The sequence below is a fragment of the Psychromonas sp. genome, from assembly GCF_983033635.1.
Genome location: NZ_CEZLMY010000061.1, coordinates 1 through 19,885, shown reverse-complemented (window position 1 = coordinate 19,885; position 19,885 = coordinate 1). Strand labels below are relative to the sequence as shown.

18 protein-coding genes and 1 pseudogene are annotated in these 19,885 nt (G+C 41.5%); 8 read left to right on the top strand and 11 right to left on the bottom strand.

Annotated features, from left to right (window positions below):
• Positions 1-461: 461 nt before the first annotated feature.
• The 3 genes from AC4GME_RS10005 to AC4GME_RS09995 form a co-directional block, all read right to left on the bottom strand.
• Positions 462-779, bottom strand: coding sequence for a hypothetical protein (locus tag AC4GME_RS10005; RefSeq protein WP_490379329.1), 318 nt, complete (start codon positions 777-779; stop codon positions 462-464).
• A gap of 20 nt (positions 780-799) precedes the next feature.
• Positions 800-1,423, bottom strand: a complete 624-nt coding sequence (locus AC4GME_RS10000; protein WP_490378292.1) for a type I restriction enzyme HsdR N-terminal domain-containing protein — start codon at positions 1,421-1,423, stop codon at positions 800-802.
• Positions 1,424-1,612: 189 nt separating this feature from the next.
• Positions 1,613-1,765: a DUF4113 domain-containing protein gene (locus AC4GME_RS09995; RefSeq protein WP_490378291.1), complete on the bottom strand. Its 153-nt coding sequence runs from the start codon at positions 1,763-1,765 to the stop codon at positions 1,613-1,615.
• Positions 1,766-2,821: 1,056 nt separating this feature from the next.
• Between AC4GME_RS09995 and AC4GME_RS09990 the strand changes: the two genes are divergently transcribed.
• On the top strand, positions 2,822-4,015 hold the full coding sequence (locus AC4GME_RS09990) for a KamA family radical SAM protein (protein WP_490378290.1): 1,194 nt from the start codon (positions 2,822-2,824) through the stop codon (positions 4,013-4,015).
• A gap of 237 nt (positions 4,016-4,252) precedes the next feature.
• Positions 4,253-5,122 carry a putative beta-lysine N-acetyltransferase gene (gene ablB, locus AC4GME_RS09985; protein ID WP_490378289.1) on the top strand — a complete coding sequence of 290 codons (870 nt, stop codon included), beginning with the start codon at positions 4,253-4,255 and terminating at the stop codon, positions 5,120-5,122.
• A 346-nt stretch (positions 5,123-5,468) separates the two neighbouring features.
• Here ablB and AC4GME_RS09980 read toward each other — a convergent pair whose 3' ends face one another.
• Positions 5,469-5,810, bottom strand: coding sequence for a CBS domain-containing protein (locus tag AC4GME_RS09980; protein ID WP_490379330.1), 342 nt, complete (start codon positions 5,808-5,810; stop codon positions 5,469-5,471).
• A gap of 309 nt (positions 5,811-6,119) precedes the next feature.
• Between AC4GME_RS09980 and AC4GME_RS09975 the strand changes: the two genes are divergently transcribed.
• Both AC4GME_RS09975 and AC4GME_RS09970 read left to right on the top strand, forming a co-directional pair.
• Positions 6,120-6,767: a TetR/AcrR family transcriptional regulator gene (locus AC4GME_RS09975; protein WP_490379328.1), complete on the top strand. Its 648-nt coding sequence runs from the start codon at positions 6,120-6,122 to the stop codon at positions 6,765-6,767.
• A 72-nt stretch (positions 6,768-6,839) separates the two neighbouring features.
• Positions 6,840-7,346, top strand: coding sequence for an SRPBCC family protein (locus AC4GME_RS09970; protein WP_490378812.1), 507 nt, complete (start codon positions 6,840-6,842; stop codon positions 7,344-7,346).
• A 282-nt stretch (positions 7,347-7,628) separates the two neighbouring features.
• Here AC4GME_RS09970 and AC4GME_RS09965 read toward each other — a convergent pair whose 3' ends face one another.
• From AC4GME_RS09965 to AC4GME_RS09955, 3 genes and pseudogenes are all read right to left on the bottom strand, one after another.
• A complete protein-coding gene (locus AC4GME_RS09965) occupies positions 7,629-8,162 on the bottom strand; it encodes a TrmH family RNA methyltransferase (RefSeq protein WP_490379327.1) in 534 nt (177 codons plus the stop codon).
• 800 nt (positions 8,163-8,962) lie between these two features.
• Positions 8,963-9,148, bottom strand: a pseudogene (locus AC4GME_RS09960) (5'-nucleotidase); the annotation flags it as partial.
• Positions 9,149-9,525: 377 nt separating this feature from the next.
• Positions 9,526-10,419 (bottom strand): helix-turn-helix domain-containing protein, encoded by an 894-nt coding sequence (locus AC4GME_RS09955; protein WP_490377211.1) that lies wholly within the window; start codon positions 10,417-10,419, stop codon positions 9,526-9,528.
• A 93-nt stretch (positions 10,420-10,512) separates the two neighbouring features.
• Between AC4GME_RS09955 and AC4GME_RS09950 the strand changes: the two genes are divergently transcribed.
• On the top strand, positions 10,513-10,680 hold the full coding sequence (locus AC4GME_RS09950) for a hypothetical protein (RefSeq protein ID WP_490377212.1): 168 nt from the start codon (positions 10,513-10,515) through the stop codon (positions 10,678-10,680).
• A gap of 144 nt (positions 10,681-10,824) precedes the next feature.
• On the opposite strand, the gene AC4GME_RS09945 is transcribed toward AC4GME_RS09950, so the two are convergent.
• From AC4GME_RS09945 to AC4GME_RS09930, 4 genes are all read right to left on the bottom strand, one after another.
• A complete protein-coding gene (locus AC4GME_RS09945) occupies positions 10,825-12,015 on the bottom strand; it encodes an FMN-binding protein (RefSeq protein ID WP_490379326.1) in 1,191 nt (396 codons plus the stop codon).
• Between the two features lie 126 nt (positions 12,016-12,141).
• On the bottom strand, positions 12,142-12,459 hold the full coding sequence (locus AC4GME_RS09940; protein ID WP_490377214.1) for a hypothetical protein: 318 nt from the start codon (positions 12,457-12,459) through the stop codon (positions 12,142-12,144).
• Positions 12,459-13,982: a 4Fe-4S dicluster domain-containing protein gene (locus tag AC4GME_RS09935; protein WP_490377215.1), complete on the bottom strand. Its 1,524-nt coding sequence runs from the start codon at positions 13,980-13,982 to the stop codon at positions 12,459-12,461. Before AC4GME_RS09935 ends, AC4GME_RS09940 begins: the two co-directional genes overlap by 1 nt.
• Before the next feature lie 36 nt (positions 13,983-14,018).
• Entirely contained in the window at positions 14,019-15,128 is a 1,110-nt protein-coding gene (locus tag AC4GME_RS09930) for a tetratricopeptide repeat protein (RefSeq protein WP_490379325.1), read from the bottom strand.
• A gap of 487 nt (positions 15,129-15,615) precedes the next feature.
• Between AC4GME_RS09930 and AC4GME_RS09925 the strand changes: the two genes are divergently transcribed.
• From AC4GME_RS09925 to AC4GME_RS09915, 3 genes are all read left to right on the top strand, one after another.
• The gene (locus AC4GME_RS09925) at positions 15,616-17,517 is read left to right on the top strand and encodes a vWA domain-containing protein (RefSeq protein ID WP_490379324.1); all 1,902 of its coding nucleotides are present in this window, start codon (positions 15,616-15,618) and stop codon (positions 17,515-17,517) included.
• Positions 17,518-17,629: 112 nt separating this feature from the next.
• The gene (locus AC4GME_RS09920) at positions 17,630-18,241 is read left to right on the top strand and encodes a sigma-70 family RNA polymerase sigma factor (protein WP_490377218.1); all 612 of its coding nucleotides are present in this window, start codon (positions 17,630-17,632) and stop codon (positions 18,239-18,241) included.
• Positions 18,231-19,355: a hypothetical protein gene (locus AC4GME_RS09915; RefSeq protein WP_490379323.1), complete on the top strand. Its 1,125-nt coding sequence runs from the start codon at positions 18,231-18,233 to the stop codon at positions 19,353-19,355. Before AC4GME_RS09920 ends, AC4GME_RS09915 begins: the two co-directional genes overlap by 11 nt.
• Positions 19,356-19,885 lie beyond the last annotated feature (530 nt).

Below are 19,885 nucleotides of genomic sequence, written 5' to 3'. Positions count from 1 at the left end.
TCGGGTAATTACATACGTTAATAAAAACTGGGGACGATAACCTATTGTTTTTACCAGCCTAACTTATTAATTTGACGGCTGAATTATTTTTACGATTGTATTTTTCAGAAGCTGTTAGTTGGACGTGTTTCTATTTAATAAAATCAGATTAAGACACCTTTCGTACTTGCACACAAATAAGTTATTGGGTTTGCTTACTCTCATTCGTATAAATATTGCAGACGGTAACTGCATTTAACTTACTGCAAAATAATTTTATCTGGAATAATAAACGATTCTCACATGACTGTTAGTAGTTAAAATTATTTTAAGTACCCTGCTAATTTGTTTTTCATTTTGTAAAATGGATATGAAATAACTCCCAGCAAGCTGACTTGTTCTTCCGTTATATAACCATCCCAATCTGCTTTGCAACTTTCTCTTATATCATTCACTGAAATATTATCTGACTTCGGCGGCAATCAATTTTGTAAGTTTCGTTGTAAACCTAAATTTATAAAGTTAAATAACTCATCGGTAAACACACTGCTTAGGTTTAACTCTTTTTTATTTTTATGTGAAACAAAATTTCTTGCTACTGAATACAATGCAGATAATAAATGAATCACTGTATGATCCATTTCCGAATCATAATCTATTAGCGTTTCTTTCAAACTATTGAACTGCATGTCCGGTATCATAAGCAACTCATGTAAATTATTTTCTAAACCATCTTTGTAATAATTTTTAATTCCTAACTCATCTAGATATAGCTGAGTTTGTTTAAACGCTACGTTCAATTTTTCATATGTATAACCGTTTATTTAGTTTTGATAGTTAAAGCACGACAAACATGATCAATGATGGTTAAAAGAGTTTCATTTGTGCCATTGGTGATAATTGAGTGCGCACAAAAAATTGGCTGAATTGCTTTGATGAACCTATATGCATCTGCACCTGATATTGGTTGATACAACCAATGTAATACTGGCTTAATATCATCTAAATCATGTTGCAAGGTGCTAAATTCGAATTCTGTTTCTTGCTGTTCATTAATACGCGGAATGTTTGGATAGTTTACCCACCCTGCCGCTGTTTTTGATATCACCATTAGTAAATACACAAAACTCAGCTTGAATTGAATTGAATCTGCATTTGCATAGCTAATAGCTTGTTTCATATGGTCTTTATTTTTTATATATCCCGTATGCCTTTTACATTCGATAACGATAAATGGTTTGTCATTATGACGAACTAAAATATCTAACCATCCTCGACAAGTTCCATATTGAACGGTCTTTTCAACTTCTAATTGATCAATGGAATATCCGTAGTAACGAATCAATTCAAATATAACCCACTGAGTTACCTTGTCTTCAGGTTTATGGTTTTCACCAAATAAGTAACAATCTAATGGGACTTGGTAAAAAGGTTTATGCTGCATTTATATCCTTATTAATTTATTAAACCATTACAGATGCTTTAATCTAAAAATAGATACCTTGTAAACCACCTTGGCATTTAGGGTATTTTGATACGTACTCGTTTTTAGCTATTCACCACGCTACCCGTCAATAAGATACAAGTTATACATGTTTTATTGTTTAAATATCAAAAATTTTGAAGAAAAACTCTAGCAGGAAATATGCGGGATATATTTCCAGTTAGTAGTATATTGCGGATTCAGTAATTCACGGCGCATTGACCATTCTTCATCGATGCCTTGCGCTACAAAGAATGCACTATCACTGCCGTAACGTTGGTTTATTTTATCGAGTACATTCATTAATGGAGCATTTCCTTGTGGCGGGTTGAATAAATCCCATTGCTGATGCTCCTCACTGCTTAAGTTTATAATCCAATACCCACTTTGTAATAAGCAACACCAGGTTTATATAACTGGTGAATATTATCGCTGATTACTTTAAGAAGCTGAGATGTATCATTGTTAGTACATCGTTCAGCAGCGTCTTTTTGCCAAATTTAAAACAGGGAGAGGTTGCATTGATCGGAGTTGATTTTCCAATTCCTATGACAGTTCAGATAGATAAACCGACCAATCCACCAAAATCTGATGGCCCTAGTTTTCAGATAATTTGGACTAAATCTTAATTGAGAGGAGGATATTCATCTAAATTTCTCCATGTAATCATGGTTATTAAGTAATGCTAATTTTAAAAATTGATTTCCAATAATTATGCCCTGAGACACGGTCAAAGTAATTAGTGCTATAATAGATTTCATTGGGTAGCCCTATTAGTTAGAGATTACGACTTGCATCGTAGATACGTTTACCTTCGCTGATCTGATAGCGTCTCACTCTTGGAGTACGGTTAAACTCGACCGTAATGGTTTGCATTCTTACTTGAAAATAGGTCTATCGCTATGTCCTCAACCAATTTGGCAGTGGCTCAATATTGTTAAGCAGCCACAAGTTAAAAGGCTACCCGATATTCTTACCCCTGCTGAAGTCGCTATCCTCATCAGTCTCACCCATCAACTGCGTTATCAAGTCTGTTTCTTAACTATTTACAGCGTGGGTGGTGGCTTTGATATTTTTCATAAATTTTAACCTTTCTGATTTTCACTTATCCGAGCTGGCAGGCATGTTCTTTTACTTCTTTCACCTGATATGAATCGCATTATATTGTGACGATCTAGCTATGGTGGTTCAGCCTCTAGATTAGTTGAAAATAACGGCTTACTTGTTAAGTGCTGCCATATCAAATGTTAATAATTTGAAATGACGCTATTGAAGCCTTTTATTATAAATGCAACAATAGTTAGTACACTAATCATTACAGCTATAATCATATTTGATTCAGCTATAGGTAAAAACTTCATGCCGCACGCATCCATAAAAGTTAAGCAGTACACCCCTGATATCTCCCTTAAACTGGTCAAGAATAAAGAAGAGGATAAGTTTGCTGACTATCAGTCATTGATGGACTTTGATGTCGCCAGTCGCCCTTGGCGTGAAACATTGGCTCACTCCTTTAAAACGGATAAGCAGCTTGCCAAGGTATTCAGCAATATTAACCCAGTCGATGATGAGGTCTATAAGGTCATAGCCACTCGTATTACACCTTATATTGCTCAGTTGATGGATAAGGACGATCAGGCTTGTCCGATCCGCATTCAATACGTACCTGAGCAAAATGAAATGGATGTAGCACCACAAGAGATGGGGGATCAGCTAGGTGAAGATGCTATGATGCCAGAGGGGACCTCCATCGTTCACCGCTACCCCAATCGTGTGCTCTTTCTGGTACACAATAATTGTGCCGCCTATTGTCGCCACTGCACTCGCAAGCGCATGGTGTCAGAACCCTTGAATGTTATCTCTATGGATCGGATCCGTAACTCAGTTGAATACTTACGTGAACACCCTGAAGTGCAGGATGTGTTGCTGTCTGGAGGTGACCCATTGTTGCTGACTGATGATAAACTAGATCTGATTCTGTCCATGATCCGTGAGGCTCTGCCAGATCTGAAAATATTGCGCATCGGCAGCCGCTTGCCCACTCAGTTGCCTACACGTATTACGCCTGAGCTGTGTCAGGTATTGGTAAAAAACCGTGTCACCCTGCTCAATACCCAAGTCAATCATCCCAAAGAAATTACTCCGCTGTTTAAGGAGCATATGGCAATGCTGCGCACCAGCGGCATTATGCTTGGCAATCAAAGCGTGTTGATCAAGGGAGTTAACGACAGTGTTGAAGTGATGCGTGATCTGGTCATGGAACTGATCTCCAATGGTATTCGTCCTTACTATGTTTATTCCATGGATCCCGCTCCTGGTAACAGCAAGTTTCAGGTCAGCTATGATCGTATGCTGGAAATCTACCATGGCATCCGAGGCTGGGTATCAGGGCCTGCCATTCCGACCTTTATTGTTGATGGTATTGGTGGTCTAGGTAAAATGCCTGTACAGCCGGAATACGTCAGCAAGCAGGAGGTCGATGGTGAAACCAAACTCATCGCGACTAACTTTGAAGGACAAAACGCCGACATGTCTTTCCTGCTAGGTGAGTAATAATGCATTATTTTGACTATGCTGTTTTGCCTGCTATTTGATTGGCTGCCAGCGTTTGGTTACTATCATTGTCGTCGCCATGAAACGGATGAAAATTACTAGCTGGGCGGGCGAAATATCAAAGCCAGACACGTGGGGTTCTCCATCGGACTTACCGGGCTAGGTTTTAGTATGGGGTTATAGGATGCAGACTTTTTCCAGTACAAATAATGACTGTACAACTTACTGAGGACAATTATGAGCGAAGTTAACCGCAGCTTGTTTGATACCTGTGATCTTCTTGAAGGAGCCAGTATTCAATATGGTCCTAATAGCAGCCGGGTTTATTTAATGTCAATGAAGCAAGGTGAAGCGGCTCGTCTGCCAGCGGCCATGTATCAATTAGCCAAAGCACAGGGTTATGGCAAATTATTTGCCAAGGTTCGGCAATGTGAGTCGGAGCACTTTTTCAACCACGGCTTTACCGAGGAAGCGCGCTTGCCGGGATATTATCCAGCCATGGGACAGGGTGTGGATGAAGATGCATTATTGTTATGTGCTTATCTTGATCCTGAGCGCCAAATAGATATCAGAGCAGCAGAGCATAAAAAAGTACTGGATCTGGCCCGCAATAATCTGTCCAAGATAACGCCTGCTGCTCATTGGCAGGTTATCCCATTGGATAAAGTGTATGCCGAAGAGATGGCCCATTTATATCGAGAGGTATTCCCAAGCTATCCCTTCCCAATTCATGAGGCTCGCTATTTGTATGAAACCATGTCCGATAATGTCAGTTATTTTGGCATCAAACAGCAAGGCCGACTGATTGCCGTAGCCTCTGCTGAGCAGGATTTGGAAAATATGGCTGTGGAAATGACGGACTTTGCGACTTTACCTGAGTTCAGAGGGCAGCAACTGGCCGCGGCACTACTGAATAAAATGGAATCCAGCATGGAACAACTGGGTTTTCGGCAGGCTTTTACCATAGCCCGTGCGGCTTCTGTTGGTATGAACAGAACATTTGCCAAAAATGACTATCAATATCAGGGGCGGTTAATTAACAACACCCAAATCAGTGGTCAGATTGAAAGTATGAATATCTGGTGTAAACCACTGAATGTTGAGTAGACAAGAGGGTTCAACAGTTTAGGGAGAGAGAAGCGCCCTATTTTATCTTTCCTTCATCAAAAATATCTTAAGAAATTTGAGCTTACTCCGGAGCAGTTTTAGCTTACTTGCTATGCAAGCTTGTTTGCAAGCTCACTAGTTCCCATGCTCCGCGTGGGAATTCATACTTGCATCTACTACTCAATTTTAAATCTATGCATTCCCACGCAGAGCATGGGAACGAGATATAAAAAAGGTTAATAAAAACCAACTGCCAGTTAATATCTAAATTAATCGACAAAATAATGAATAAGACCATGGATAATATGTCCATGGTCTATGATATCAAGTACTTTGAATAGGATAACTAAGCGCAACTATCTTCTTTTTCTTCTTCAACATTGGATTGATCACTCAACACGTCAACAAGCGTTGAACGGCATAAGTTCCCTTCTACTTCACCATCTTCATTTAATACCGGCAACGGCAGATCATTATCCAGCATATCCGGGATCACCGTTTCCAGTAATGCGACGTTTTGCACTGAAGGTACATCCTTTAACAAAGACAGATCAATCACATTGCTGTAATCACTTTTTTCTACATTTTCAAGCGTATCTTGCGTGATCACACCTTGATAACCGTCATCGTTAACAACATAACCATAATCATGTTTTGATTTACGCATTTGTAAAACGGCTTCACCTATTGTTTCACTGGAGATTCGACAGATTTGCGGCTGCGAATCGATACAAACAAAAAAGCCAGTAATAAGTTTGTTATTGCTGGCTTATGTATCGTAGGAATTGATTGATTAAAAATCTGTCCTACTGATTTTTTCAAAACAGGAATCAAATAGTCGTTCATGGGGGGCTCGCTTCAATTCACTATAAAATTGGCTCGATATCAACAATAAATGCAGATTGTTGTGAGCCATTTATACTTTTCAATCATTGGCAAGTGACCAGTAGTCTCTTATTCTTCAGATAAGAGACCACTAGACACTAATGTGAGAGATATGAATTGGCAGCGAGCAACAACAGATGAAAAGAAGAATGAGCGGAAAGAAGCTATTTTTAATGCAGCTTTCACTCTTTTTAAAAACAACGGCTACGACAATGTAAGTTTTAATGGCATTGCTGCTGAGGCAGGATTTACTAAATCCAACATGTATCGATACTTTAGTTCCAAAAAAGAGATTTTTTTGAATGTATTTGCAGACCTATTTGAAAAGTGGGTTGAAGACTGTCATCAGCGATTGCAAAAATTAGAACAAGACGAAAGAGTACAGCATTTTGCAAACACCTGGGTGGCTTCACAGCTCGCTCACCCAGAGTTTCTCGATCTCACCCCGCTGCTTTTTACATCTCTTGAAAAAAACAGCTCTTATGAACAGTTACTCATTTTCAAAAGATCAGCGAAAAATTTACTGTATTCGATTGCTGTTGAAGTAAGCAGGATTTACCCAGCGCTACAGGGTGAAAAAGCCTTTAAGTTTCTTAACCTTAGTTATGCAGCAACAACCAATTATTGGGCAGCGGCTTCGCAAAATGAGGCCTTGATTAAAATCTATCAACAGCAAGAATTTAAAGAGTTAAAACCAAATTTTGAAAAAGATCTAAGTAGTTCAATTGAGATCATCATTCAAGGATTACAAGCTAGTTAAGCAAATGTATCAAAACTATATTGGCTGCTCATAAAGCAGCTTCAACTAATTAATTTAAAAAGGAATATTTAAATGGCACATCACACAGAAAAAACAATCAAGGTAAATGTCCCAGCAGCGAAAATTTGGCAAGTATTAGAGGACTTCAGCAGTGTTGAAAGGTTTGCAACAACGATAAAAACCTCTCCTATCATCAGTGATATCAGCTCTGGGCTAGGAGCTAAACGATTATGTACCTTTAATGATGGCTCAAGCCTAGTGGAAGAGATTATTGAGTTCCAAGAGGGGCAAGGTTTTAAAATGGTACTTTCGGAATTTTCACTACCGCTAAAGAGTATGTATGCGGAAATGAGCGTAAAAGAGATTGATGCAAACACTAGCGAAATCTACATGTCTTCTGATTTTATTGTAAAAGCAGGCCCTTTAGGCTGGTTGATGGGACAGTTCATCATGCGACCTGTAATGAAAGGTGTTTTCAATAAACTGTTGAGTGGCTTAGCATATCATTGCGTGACAGGAAAAAGAGTGGGTGAAAAATTACCAGCTAGTGAAGAACTGGCCTCAATAATTATCAGTTAATCATTTCCGCCTCTAAGAACTAAGGGCTAGATATTTAAGATTAAAGACCAGCCCTTATTGTGCGCAGATATTATAGCAAATGCATTCACTTTATGATTTTGTATTACGCAGGAAAAATGCATTAACTCAGACCTGAATGTTATGAATAGATGTTGTTCTCTTCATAATATTCTCAACGTAGAGGTAGCTCGCTTTAACCATTAACACTAATCACTAGTTTGATACATTTAACTATGACTTACATTAAACCACCTCACTGAGGCCGTTTTAGACTTATGGCTGTTATCGAATTTGATTAGCACATTCTGCTAATACAATAGCGCCAGCGGTTGAAACATTCAGCGAGTTGCCCATGCCGAGCATAGGAATGTGTATTTGTTGATGACTTAACTGCAATGCGGCTTCACTCACGCCTTTGCGTTCATTGCCTAATACTAATACGCACGGGGTTGGGTAAGTAACATCACTATAATCAACGGACTCATGGCATAGCTCAACACTATAAACAGCATAACCCTTATCCAATAATGTTTGTAAGCTTGAAGTGGTGCTGTCGCTATATTCAATACAAACCCATTTAGCTTCATTTCTAGAGGCTTTTTTCAACTTCTTATCTGAAATAGTCAGCTCGCCGCAGATAATGATTTTTTCGATAGCAAAAGCATCAGCCAAGCGAATAAAAGCACCAATATTGTAGCTATTAGTGACATTATCTAATACCAGTACCAAGGGGGTTTTTGGCTTATTTAAGTATTCATCTCGTGTCGGCTTATTTTTTCTAATGTCTTCTTTACTAAGTTGTATTTTTGAATGCATGGTTTCTACTCTTGTTACGTACTAATATTGCCGCGTGGGATTTAATTTCTTGATTTTTCTGCACTTATAGCACGTTGCGGATCAGGCGAGGATTGTGCGACTTTATCTTGCTAAGATCAAATGCTTATTACTGTCGACCTTCTCATTCTATAGCCCCAACGTCGAAACCATCAATTATCAGCTCTTGTCTTTTGCTCTAAAAAGCTGTCCTACCTCCCTCCAGGGGCTGGTCTATTATTTTGCATAAAATATCAAACTAGCCCTTATTAAGCACAGCTATAAACACAACTTTAAATCATCAATGAAATTTGAAAAATCAATACAAGATGGCAAACATTTATTGAGTTCTGAACAAGATAACAGGATTCGATCTTAAGTCTATGCCCCGTCTCATTTATCTATTTTGTTGAAAATTCAAAACTAAAGACCTGTCCCTGATTGTTCTGTAAAACCATTGCTGATCACGAATCATTCCTGATTATATTATTGAATGTCATGGCGAAGTTTTACAATGGCACAGGCTACTTCATGCGCTCAATATCCTTTTATAATATGTTTGCATAACATTATCAATTTCATAACTTAATGGCGGCAGACTCAACAAAGGTATTAAACGGTTAACTTACTAAAAATAATCAGATCTTAAATAAATATAATGTTTAGTTATTTGCACTTTTTGGTTATATCGTGGTTTTTAATATATTTGTAGGTTGGGTCTGTTTGTGCTGATGCTGTTTTTATTCTGATGAATTGTTTCTTTAAAGATTTTGAGGACATGTATTTTTTAATTAAAAAGTGAATCAACTGGTCTGATGAATTTTGGCGCACAAGCGAGCTATGATAGCACTTAGTCTTGACCTGAGTACCATAGGAATATCACCAATTTCAGATACTAGATGACCTTTCTGATCATCGAAAAATATATGCGGTTTTAGAATGGATAAGATCCTGTTTTTATCCATGCCGCCTAAAAAGAATGTCTCATTCGCGGCAACGCCCTAATGTTCAAGTATTGTGATCACGCATTCATGTGAGTGTGCACTTCTTGCAGTGACAATATGTAAGTGTCAGTTAAGAATCGGACTCGATCTTGTCTTAATTTATATTCTATTGAACATAATTGTACTTGCTTCTGGAGTCTTCATTACAATCTCCTTGGAATAGCCTTGAACTTACAAGTAGTTTAGGCCTTACCTGAGTCAACTACAGAAGCATGTAAATTTAACCAATCTCAGGTTATTTACAATATGTTAGCTGTTCACAATAAAGACACTAACACTTAACTGGGACATAGCCATTAAAAAGGCGCTTTAATGCAGATAAACCCAATGAAAAATGGGTCACAGACATTACATATTTGGGCTTAACAACCTGGATTTGAGTTTCTTTTTACATTAAACTGGCACAAATCACGGAATTCTTTTGATGTCACCTCGGTATGACGGCGAAAGAACTTGGTCATATTGGTTGCTTCGTTAAAGCCCAATATTAACGCTATGTCCACTATCGAATACTCGCTATATGCTAACAGTCGCTTCGCTTCTAGCATAACCCTATCATCGATCAGCTCTTTTGCCGTTCGTCCGGTATTTTCCTTCACAATGGTGTTGATCTTCTTTGTTGTTTTTCCCATCATTTGGGCATAATCCGTCACTTTGCGGGTGCGTTTGTAATGGGTTTCAATCAGCTCTTTTAACTGCAAGAATTCAAGCGCAGCAGGCGAGCTGCTTTGATGCAGCGATAACGACTGATGATAACGAACCAGCGTTTTTAGCATTAGTGTCCGCATGATACTGCGGATAATTTCACTGCTGATCCCATCTTGCTGATGATTAAACTCTTGCCATAGCTGCTCAAAATAAAAGCCATAGTCTTGATCCAGATTGCTAATAAAATTAACCTCTTCGAAAGCCAGTTTTATTTTTATTCTGTAGGGATCATCATTACCTAAATACAGGATGTTATCATCGAACGGAATCACATAGCCCTTTACATCGGGATTAAAATCAAAATGATGAATTTGATGACGTGAGATAAACATAATGGTGCCGGGTTTAAAGCGGTACACCTTGTGATCTATATGGTGCTCACCTTTCCCTTCGCTGATATAGATGATCGCATTAAAGTGGAGCCGGTGCGGCTTAGTGAAAACATTCGGATGATGTCCTGCATAGAAACGTTCCATTGTGTACATGGTGAACTGGAAGTCCGTACTCAGTCGGTCAAAATCTACTCCGCGAATATCTTCTTTACTCATTATCACTCCAAAAAATAAAGCAGATCATGGCTTTATTTATCAAATGTTAGCACTGTACCTGCTCAGTTTAAAGTCAGGATAACGATAAACTCAATGGTTAACCTGACTGTGAATAGACCGGTAAGCCTGATTTTCTACCTAGTTAAAGAGCCACATTACAATAAATATGATCGTGCCATTAGTATGCTGTTTATTGCTGCTGGTCATCATATTGATGGCTCCACTTTGAATAATCGATTGCTTGCTCCTCCTGCTGCGTAGTTGCAGCCGAAGCACTCGTCTGGGAAACTAGGTACAATGGTTTAGCACTCGCCTGAACATAATGCATCTGCTTTAACCGTGTGCCAAGCTGAAGAAAAATCAGTACTGATACAAGCATGTAAAACAACGCCATTATCCTCTTTCTCATAACGCTTCACTCCGGTTTGTGGCGCTAGCTTGCGTGGCAATAATCGTACCTTCCGGTGCCCGCTCAGATCGCGATTTTTGACGTTGTTTTGAAATCTGTTTTGCCCAGTTCTTATTGAATTTTAAAAAATCTGTCATCGCATTGATTGGACACAGCGAGCGGCACCATGGACGTCGTATTAGCAGGGAGGTGATCACGACCAGAACTGTCAGCACAAATAGGTACAGACTGCCGACCATGCCAAACATAATGCCGAAGGGTTCATAAGAGAAGGATGCCGGGTTGCGAAAATACCCGCCAAAGCACAAAGCGGCAAGTAAGATAACTCTTGGGAACCAGATAAAAAAATCGTGTTTGAAGGTGGTCGCTTTGGCGTTGCCTATCTTGGCTAGACACTCCTGAGCTGCACCAAATGGGCAGAGACTCTGGCAATAGATATTTTTATTATACGCGATAATATAACCCGCACTGAGTAGCAATAAGATCAGAGGGGTATAGTTACCCAGCCCGGAAATCCATGCCCCTGAGGCAAAGATACCCATGGTCGATGAAGAAAATAGGCTAGCGGAATAGAATCCAAACAAGCCCATGGAGGTCAGTAATAACGCCCAGTTAAATGCGCTCTTTTTCGGGTGGCGGGTTTTGCTTACCCATACCGCAAGGGCGAACATCAATAGCGCAACAATATCCAGCCAGCGGAAGTTCAATATGACACTGGCTGGCTCAGTTAAGGTAAAGCCAAACAACTGCTTGCGCACCGGATCTGCGGCTGCGTTAGTCGCCTGCAACAGCGCGTTTGAGGACAGGGTGGCACCGCTAATAGCATCAACGTAGATGCTGGTTTTAATATTCTGTCCAAGCAGTTTATCGAGTAACTTTCCCTGCACCACTTTTTCCAGATAGGACGAGGTGTCTTTTGAGGATAATACTGCAACTCGTTTGATCTCTCCCTGATGTGAAACTGTCAATGCCACCTCCATCGGACCGCCATAACCTATGCCGCTGCCGATGCCAATCCATTCTGACGCCTGCGTATCTGACTTGCTATGGCCCTGATATAAGCCGGCGCTGATAGCTTGTAAACTGTTTCCATCAGCCAGCAGATCGTTAAGTAAGCCATTTTGACTGTCAGCAATTCGCAGCCCACCCAGATACCAGGCTAGGATCAGCAGCAGAATGGATCCCACACTGGCTAACTTTTCAAAGCGCTGTTTCGATTGTTTGCGTTGTTTCTTTTTCATAGTACCTCAAAAGGCCTTGAGAAACTCCCGTTCCTCAAGACCCTATCTATGTTGTTAACTTTCCTGATGCGACTAGGCCAGTTGCTGTGACTTGTCTCTTAGCACCAGCAGCACTTTCAGCAATCCCGCGCCAGCGATCACTAGCAGGGTGCCGGCAAAACCAAGGAAATACCAACCAGCATTACCTTCGTTTTCGCCTAATAAGGTGAATGCCCCGGCAATGGTCAAGACAAAGCTAAACCACCAGCCCCCGGCAAGCGCCCACTTCCACCAGTTCATACCCAGTTGATGCTCTTTAGCCCACTGGTTTACGCCAGCAAAGAGCAGCACCTGAATCGCGCCTAATAACATCCAAAACAGCGGATCTAGTACAGTTGATTGTGGAAACATTAGATACCCTCCCAGTTGCCGTCATATTCCCAGGTTTTTTCAACCTTCAGATAGTTTTCACTGCGCAGCCACTCTGGCGGCTGATGATAACTGGCAAAGTTTCCTCCACTCCATTCCGCATGATAGTTTTCAGCGTCAGGGTAGTAGAAGAAATTGTGCTGCATTGCCAGCAGTGCGTTACGGGTTAACCCGGTCGGATCACGCGGATCGGATTCTTTTACCAGTGCATGGATCCAGTTGTTCTTACGGGTATAAGGGCAAACCGCGATGCACACGCGACAACCGAGCCCTGTCTCTGACGGCCCCTGCTGCCAGAACCGCCAGCAGCTGTCCTGATTAAATCCATATTTTTTATAACCGCGTACTACGGTATCGGGTTTGTCTGCTTTACTGATAGATCCGCTTGGGCAGGAATCTGCACAGATTTTGCAAGATTCACAGAAATGTCCCATGTGTAGATCAACAGGTTTATCCGCCTCCAGATCCAGGTTGGTGAACACCGCGGCAAGACGGATATTCGGCCCGACTTCCGGCGTCATCAAAATACCATTACGGGTCGCCTCCCCCAAGCCGGCCTGAATGGCCAGCGGCACCATCATGGCTTCATAGTCCGCTCCCGGAAATTGAGGGCGAGCGGCATAGCCCAGCTCACCAAGCCAGGCCGCCATCAGGCCGCTGGCCTGCTTGACGCGGTAGTAGGCATCAAAGGAGGTAGAGTAGCCGATTGCCGCATACATAGGGTCCCAGTTCATCGGCACCCCGAAAATGATCACGTTCTTCCAGTGTTTGGGGATCTCCTCACCCCAGTCCGGCATGCCGCGCATCATATTTTTAAACACAAAGCTTGGGTCCAGTTTAGTGACGCCAACAAGGCTCATGCCAAACTTATTCGCCATCTGTTTGACCAGCTTCGACGCATGCGCCGGCGACTGGAATTCCATCGGCTCGCGCTTCACCCACTTGAAATCATCTTCATCAGGATGCGCTGTTGGTACTGGTGGAAAGTTTGAATGCAGACCTGTACCAAATGCACCAGAATACGCCCAAGCCAATGCAAAGCGGTCACGATGCTTCTCAAGGTTCGCATCGTGCTTCACTTTTTCCCTGAACGACAACAGCATCTCAGGCCAGCGCTCCGGATAGCGGGAGTAATACTCTCGCACCCGCGGATCGGGGATCTGCTGCCAGTCCTTATTTGGTTTCCACCCATCTTTATGCATAGAACCGCCCATACTCATCACACGATTGAACAGGAAATCACCCCATTCAGGCCGCTCGATCGGACCTGCAATATTCAGGCATGGCGCTTTATCGACACGGAACGGTTCACGGTTGAAGTACATGTCCTTGCCAGCTTCGGTTCTACCCCAGCCGACGTTGGCATCCGGATCGCGTCCGGCGACAAAGCCCGCACCAGCTGCAGCGCCGACAGTCGCCGTTGCAGCTGCTATGCCCCCCATTTTGAGGAAATTACGTCGCGAAAGGCTGGCGGCAGCCTCTTCGCTATGCTTTTTATCTACCATTACTTACCTCTTTATATACTTAGAAATTCTGTATTGTTATGCCGTTACCGAGACAAAAATTGCCTGCTGCTTGCGGATTTCGTCGATCTGATTACGGTAGGTGTGCTTGTAGTGATCTGATAGTTTGCTCAGCTCTGCCATCACCTGTTCAGCCTGATCCCATTGCTCCGTGTGGTAGCTGGCGAGGAACATCTGCTCAAGGTTACAGCGGTCAAACGGATCCAGCTCCAGCAGACGCTTAAGATCGGTAATCAGTGGTTTCCACTGCTTGTCCGCTGCTAACGCCTGAGCTCGGATCGCCAGTACATCAAAATCTTCCCTTTTAACCTCGAGGTAACGGCTTAATTCCACAATCGCCTGTTGCTGTTTACCACTTTGATGTGCCCAGATCCCTGCCAAGCGGAGTAGCTCTACAGTCTCGATCTGCTGTGATGCAGCGCGTTGTAACCAGCGGTCGGCATCTTCTAACTTGCAAAGAGCAAGATAACTGCTGACAGCTGTCATATAACTGGCAGGGATTGTCGGATCGATAGCATAAGCTTGTTCGCAACACTCTGCCGCCTGTTCAAACTCTTGTTCTTGATAGTAACAACCAGCGAGGTTCTGATAGCCGCCGGCAAAGCCAGGCGCCTTGTCGATACAGGCCTTAAAATACACGGCCGCTTTTTCCATATCACCACAGCAGATCTGACTGTAACCCAGATAAAACAGACCCATATGATTGTCCGGGTTGAAACTGATTGCTCCGCTGAACGCCTGCTCCGCTTGCTGGTTCTCACCTAGCTGTTGCAGTGCAATGCCCCGTTTTATCTCAAACTCATCTGTTGCCAATAACTGTTGATGATTGTTAATAACACTCAGTGCCAGCTGACAAAGCTGTGCCGAGTTCAGCAGATCAAAGGCGTTACACAACTCGTTTTTTGTGAAAGTTTGTTCGCGCATCACATCGCTGAGTACGGCGCTAAATGTCTCATGCTCAATCCAGTCAAGATAGCGAGGGTCGTTACCATGATTAACATTGCTGAACTGACTTTTTAAGAATGTGAATTTGCTGTTGAGCTGCTCAAGCAGTTCCTTTTTCGGCGCAAACACATGTGTCTGCCGCTGGAGATAACTCAACAAACTCAGCCATTTTTCACTAATCATATATTTACCACTTGTTTATCCGAAAAGAACAACAGAGCCGGTCCGGCTATCTGTTTTAAAACAGTCAGTATAACTGTCGCTGAAGTGGTCAAAAGGTGGTATTGAGCCGAATAACGGTAGAAATGCTCCGTTAATCAAAACGATTGATTTTGATCAACCCCCTACGGTAAGTATGGAATATTTTGTGGATATTAAACCGGAATCCTGAGACGGATCGAGATAGAGGGCCTGCCTCGTTATTCATTCATTGTAACTGCTTACTGTTGTCCCACAACTCAATCGCTTGATACTTTCTTTCATCTAGTCGTAACGGTCATAATGCTTGCTGGCATTGGCTCGCCTATTTTTCTCATTTTTCAATAGATCTATGCTCTGCATGGGAACGAAAAAATTTAAAAATAATTAACCCCTTTTTAAACTTCGTCCGTTTATAGCTAGTAACTGTATCACTACAAACAACAGCAATAACTCATAACGGAGAAGAACAATGAAATATTCGATGCAAAAATCAGCACAAATCGTAGCGCTTTCCAGTGTATTGTTACTTGCCGCCTGCGAGCCGAATCCGCAAGTGGACAGCCCTGCCAATACGAATACCGGTCAGCAGAAAGAACAACTGCTAAACAAAGATAAGGAGACAGGTGCAGAAGCTGCAGACGTAACAGAAGTTGATGCGCTAGAAAGTGAAGAACTAGCAGATCAAAGCTTACGTTTAATAAAAAGTGATGATCAGGTTATTCAGCATGCCGAGAAAGCACGGCAGCAGGTGGTTAAGTTAGAAGAAAAAATACAAGCTCAGAAAAAAGCAGCAAAAAGTAAAACTGCCTATATGGAAAGTGCCGTGGCTAAAATGGCCATTCAGCAACCTTCTTTTCGCCATAATTTTTCCCATAATATACAGGCACCAACCATGCCGCAGAGCAATCGTGAAAACTACTCGCACAATACAGACAATCCATTTAATTTGGTGCTCGATCAACCTGTATCTACCTTTTCTATTGATGTGGATACGGCGTCCTATGCCAATGTACGTCGTATTCTTAATCAAGGTACCTTGCCCCCTTTTGATGCGGTACGAGTGGAAGAGATGATCAACTATTTTTCCTATAATTATGCGCAACCGGAAACTGGGCCATTTTCAGTTTACAGCGAAGTCGGCCCTAGCCCCTTTAATGCACAAAAACACTTAATACATATCGGGATTCAGGGTAACAAAATAGAGGATTCAACAAGACCCGCTGCAAATTTAGTGTTTCTGGTGGATGTGTCAGGCTCGATGAACAGTGCCGATAAGCTGGGTTTATTAAAAAATGCGCTGAAAATGTTAAGCAAACAACTTACTGAGAACGACAGCGTTGCTATTGTAGTTTACGCCGGCGCTGCGGGCACGGTGCTTAAGCCAACCAGGGGGGACAATAATGCCGCGATTGTCGATGCATTAACACGTTTATCGGCTGGCGGCTCAACTAACGGTGGTGCAGGTATTGAACTGGCTTATCGTCTTGCTAAACAGTCATATATTAAAGGCGGAATTAACCGCGTTATTTTAGCCACCGATGGCGACTTTAATGTCGGCATGGTTAATCAACAAGCCTTAAAAAACAGAGTTGAGCAGCAAAGAAAATCTGGTGTTTCTCTGAGTATTTTAGGTTTTGGTCGCGGCAATTATAATGATGCTTTGATGCAGGAGCTGGCACAAAATGGTAACGGTAATGCGTTTTACATTGATAACCTTAACGAAGCACGCAAAGTGTTAGTGGAAGAGCTGTCGTCCACCCTGGTCACCATTGCCAAAGATGTAAAAATTCAGATTGAATTTAATCCCGATATAGTCAGTGAATATCGCCTAATTGGTTATGAAACTCGCGCTTTAAAACGTGAAGATTTTAACAACGATAAAATTGATGCAGGTGATATTGGTGCGGGTCATACGGTGACCGCTATTTATGAAATCAGTTTACGGGGTTCAGCTAATCAAAGTGTCGATCCGCTTCGTTATCAGTCTGCACATAACAAAAAACAGCAAGCTGCTGAGCTAAGTGAAAACACAATCGCGCTTAACGAGCTGGCCTTTTTGAAATTACGTTATAAATTACCACAGCAAAACACCAGCAAATTGATTGAAATGCCGATTAACACGGCTGATATTAAAGCATCTTTGCAAGCCACCAGTGAGGCCTTTCAATTTTCTGCTGCTGTTGCAGGTTTTGGCCAACTGTTACGTGGAGGTGAACATCTTTCCACTATGGATATCAACAAGGTCATTAAGCTGGCACAACAGAGCAAAGGTTTGGATAAACATGGCTACCGTGGGGAATTTATCAATATGGTGAAACTCGCTGATGCTTTAGCGCCACACCTTACTGAAAAACCGAGTTTAGAACAGTAAATTCAGTGATAGAGTTAGCAGTAAATAGATTTAAACTAGGCAATGTTTGCCAACATGTTTTAAATGATGCTAAACAGGCAATAGTTATCAATATAAGGGTAAAGGATTGGACGTGAAGGCTCAGGAAAATATAAGCCGGCAACAACTCGATCAAACACTGATGCTTGCCTATGCAAAGGGAGATGCAGCAGCGTTTGATTTGCTTTATGGCAAGCATAAAATGGCTGTTTATCGCTTTTTTATACGGCAAAATTTAACCACAGCCGTGGCCGAAGAGCTGTGCCAGGAAACTTGGTTTAAACTTATTAATAACAGGGCAAGTTATCAGGCCAATGCATTATTCACCACTTATCTGTTTACCATTGCTCGGCGCATTGCGATTGATTACGCACAAAAGAAAAGTGTGTTATTTGAAAAACAACAGATCGAAGATAACCTATCTAGCTTAGATAACCAAGAGAGTAATAAAACGCAGCAAATAACGGAAAAGAACCATAGGTCGCAACTAGATGCCACAGCAAATCAAGCATTAGCCACTGCGTTAAAACAGCAAATAGCGGCCTTGCCCTATGAGCAACGAGAAGTTTTTTTATTAAAACAAGAAGCGGGGTTTAGCATCGATGAGATTGCCAAGATAACCTTTCAGAACAAAGAAAAAGTGAAAAGCTGTTGGCGTTATGCGTTACAGAAAATGCGTAAGGGGTTAAGTTTTTATGGTAACTAACAAGCAAGATGATAAAGCACTGGCAGAAGACCAAGCCTTTATACAATCACTTTATGATGATTTGTCTGATCAGAATGGTGATGATGCAACTGAGCAGCCTAGTGAGCAGTTAGACCAGCGTATTCTCGCCGCTGCACATAAAGCGGTAGCGGCTAAACCTACACAGCATATAGATGAAATATCAAGCCGACAAACTAGCGATAATGTACAAAAGTTGAGTCACCCTGCTAACAAACCTAAAAAAATGGCCTGGTACTACCCGGCTGCTACGGCTGCTTCTGTATTGTTAGTAGTGACAATTGTTAACCATCAACTAAGCGCCCCAATTAACCCAGTATATGAAGCCCCATTAGCATCGATGGATCATATTACTAAAGCAAAGCAAAGTGAGTCGTTAGCTCCACCAGCAGCAAAAATGGATTTACGCACTTCCAGTGATAAAACGGCGCGAACTTTAGCCGCACAGCAAGCATTTAGAGAAGAAACGCTTGTTGGAGAGTCTGATGTTGCTTTTGTAGAAAGTGATCTGCCGCTGATTGCATCCGTAGAAGTACCTGTTTCCGCTAATAAAGAAGCCATGAAAAGCAGCACTATTGAGCAACAATCCAAAGCAGCAATAGCCAGTGAACCTTTAGCAAGAACAGCACAACAGAGCACAGAAGCAGAGTCTGTTATTGCGGCAGCTAAACCACAACCATCATTAGCAGCCGAACAAGAAACAAAGACAGACATGCTGGCCAGTAATGACTTAACAACAGCGATGCAGAAACAAATGCTTGTTGAACAAACTCAACAAAAACGTCGTTTGGCAGCTAAGGCCAAACGAGAGCCTTCAGTTAAAGGCAGGCAGCTAAGCAAACAAAAGTTAAATTCGCCTTTATCCCCTGCTGTTTTGTCGCATGAAAAATATAAAGCACTGCAAGCGCAGTCTAAGCAAAAGACCTTATATTGGCAGCTGCAGCAAGAAAACGACAGCAGTTATGTGATTGAACTGTTTAAAACAGAGCAAACCTCGGTTTTTTATCGCTTAAATAAAAACAGCTTCCAACTCAACAAAAGCAGCGAAGATAAAAGACAGCCCTTTGCAGAGATAACTTATATTGCAGAAAAATAAAAAAATCTAGCTGTCATTTAAATGCATTCCTACCTGGCCAGTTGATGAAATCATATTCAGTTTGTTTGATCGCATTTATAGAAACATGTATTAACTTTTCGACAAAATAATTCCTGTTTGAAATAAATGTACCCTTAGCTACTTGTCAGTTATCAGTTAAAATTAATTTAAGTGCCCTGTTACTTAAATTATTTTGAAAATTAAGAGAAAAAATATTCGAACAAACTCACTTACTTTCTTCTAGGCTAATTCACCAAAAACAGATCTTGTTTACTTAAAAACTTGTTTGTAAATTTCGTGCCCCTCAAGGTTAATAAACGTCATGCTAAAGACACGGTTCAATTTTAATTGTAAATTCTCGTTAAAACTCACAAATTTAATGGTTCTGGATCCTTACAAATTTTATTAAGTGAATTGGATTCAACGGTTTGGTTGTCTGCGCAGTTTTGTATGAAAGATTAGTTCGGTAATAATCAGTGAGGCTCATTAGTGAGGCTCATTAGTGAGGCTCATTAGTGAGGCTCATTAGT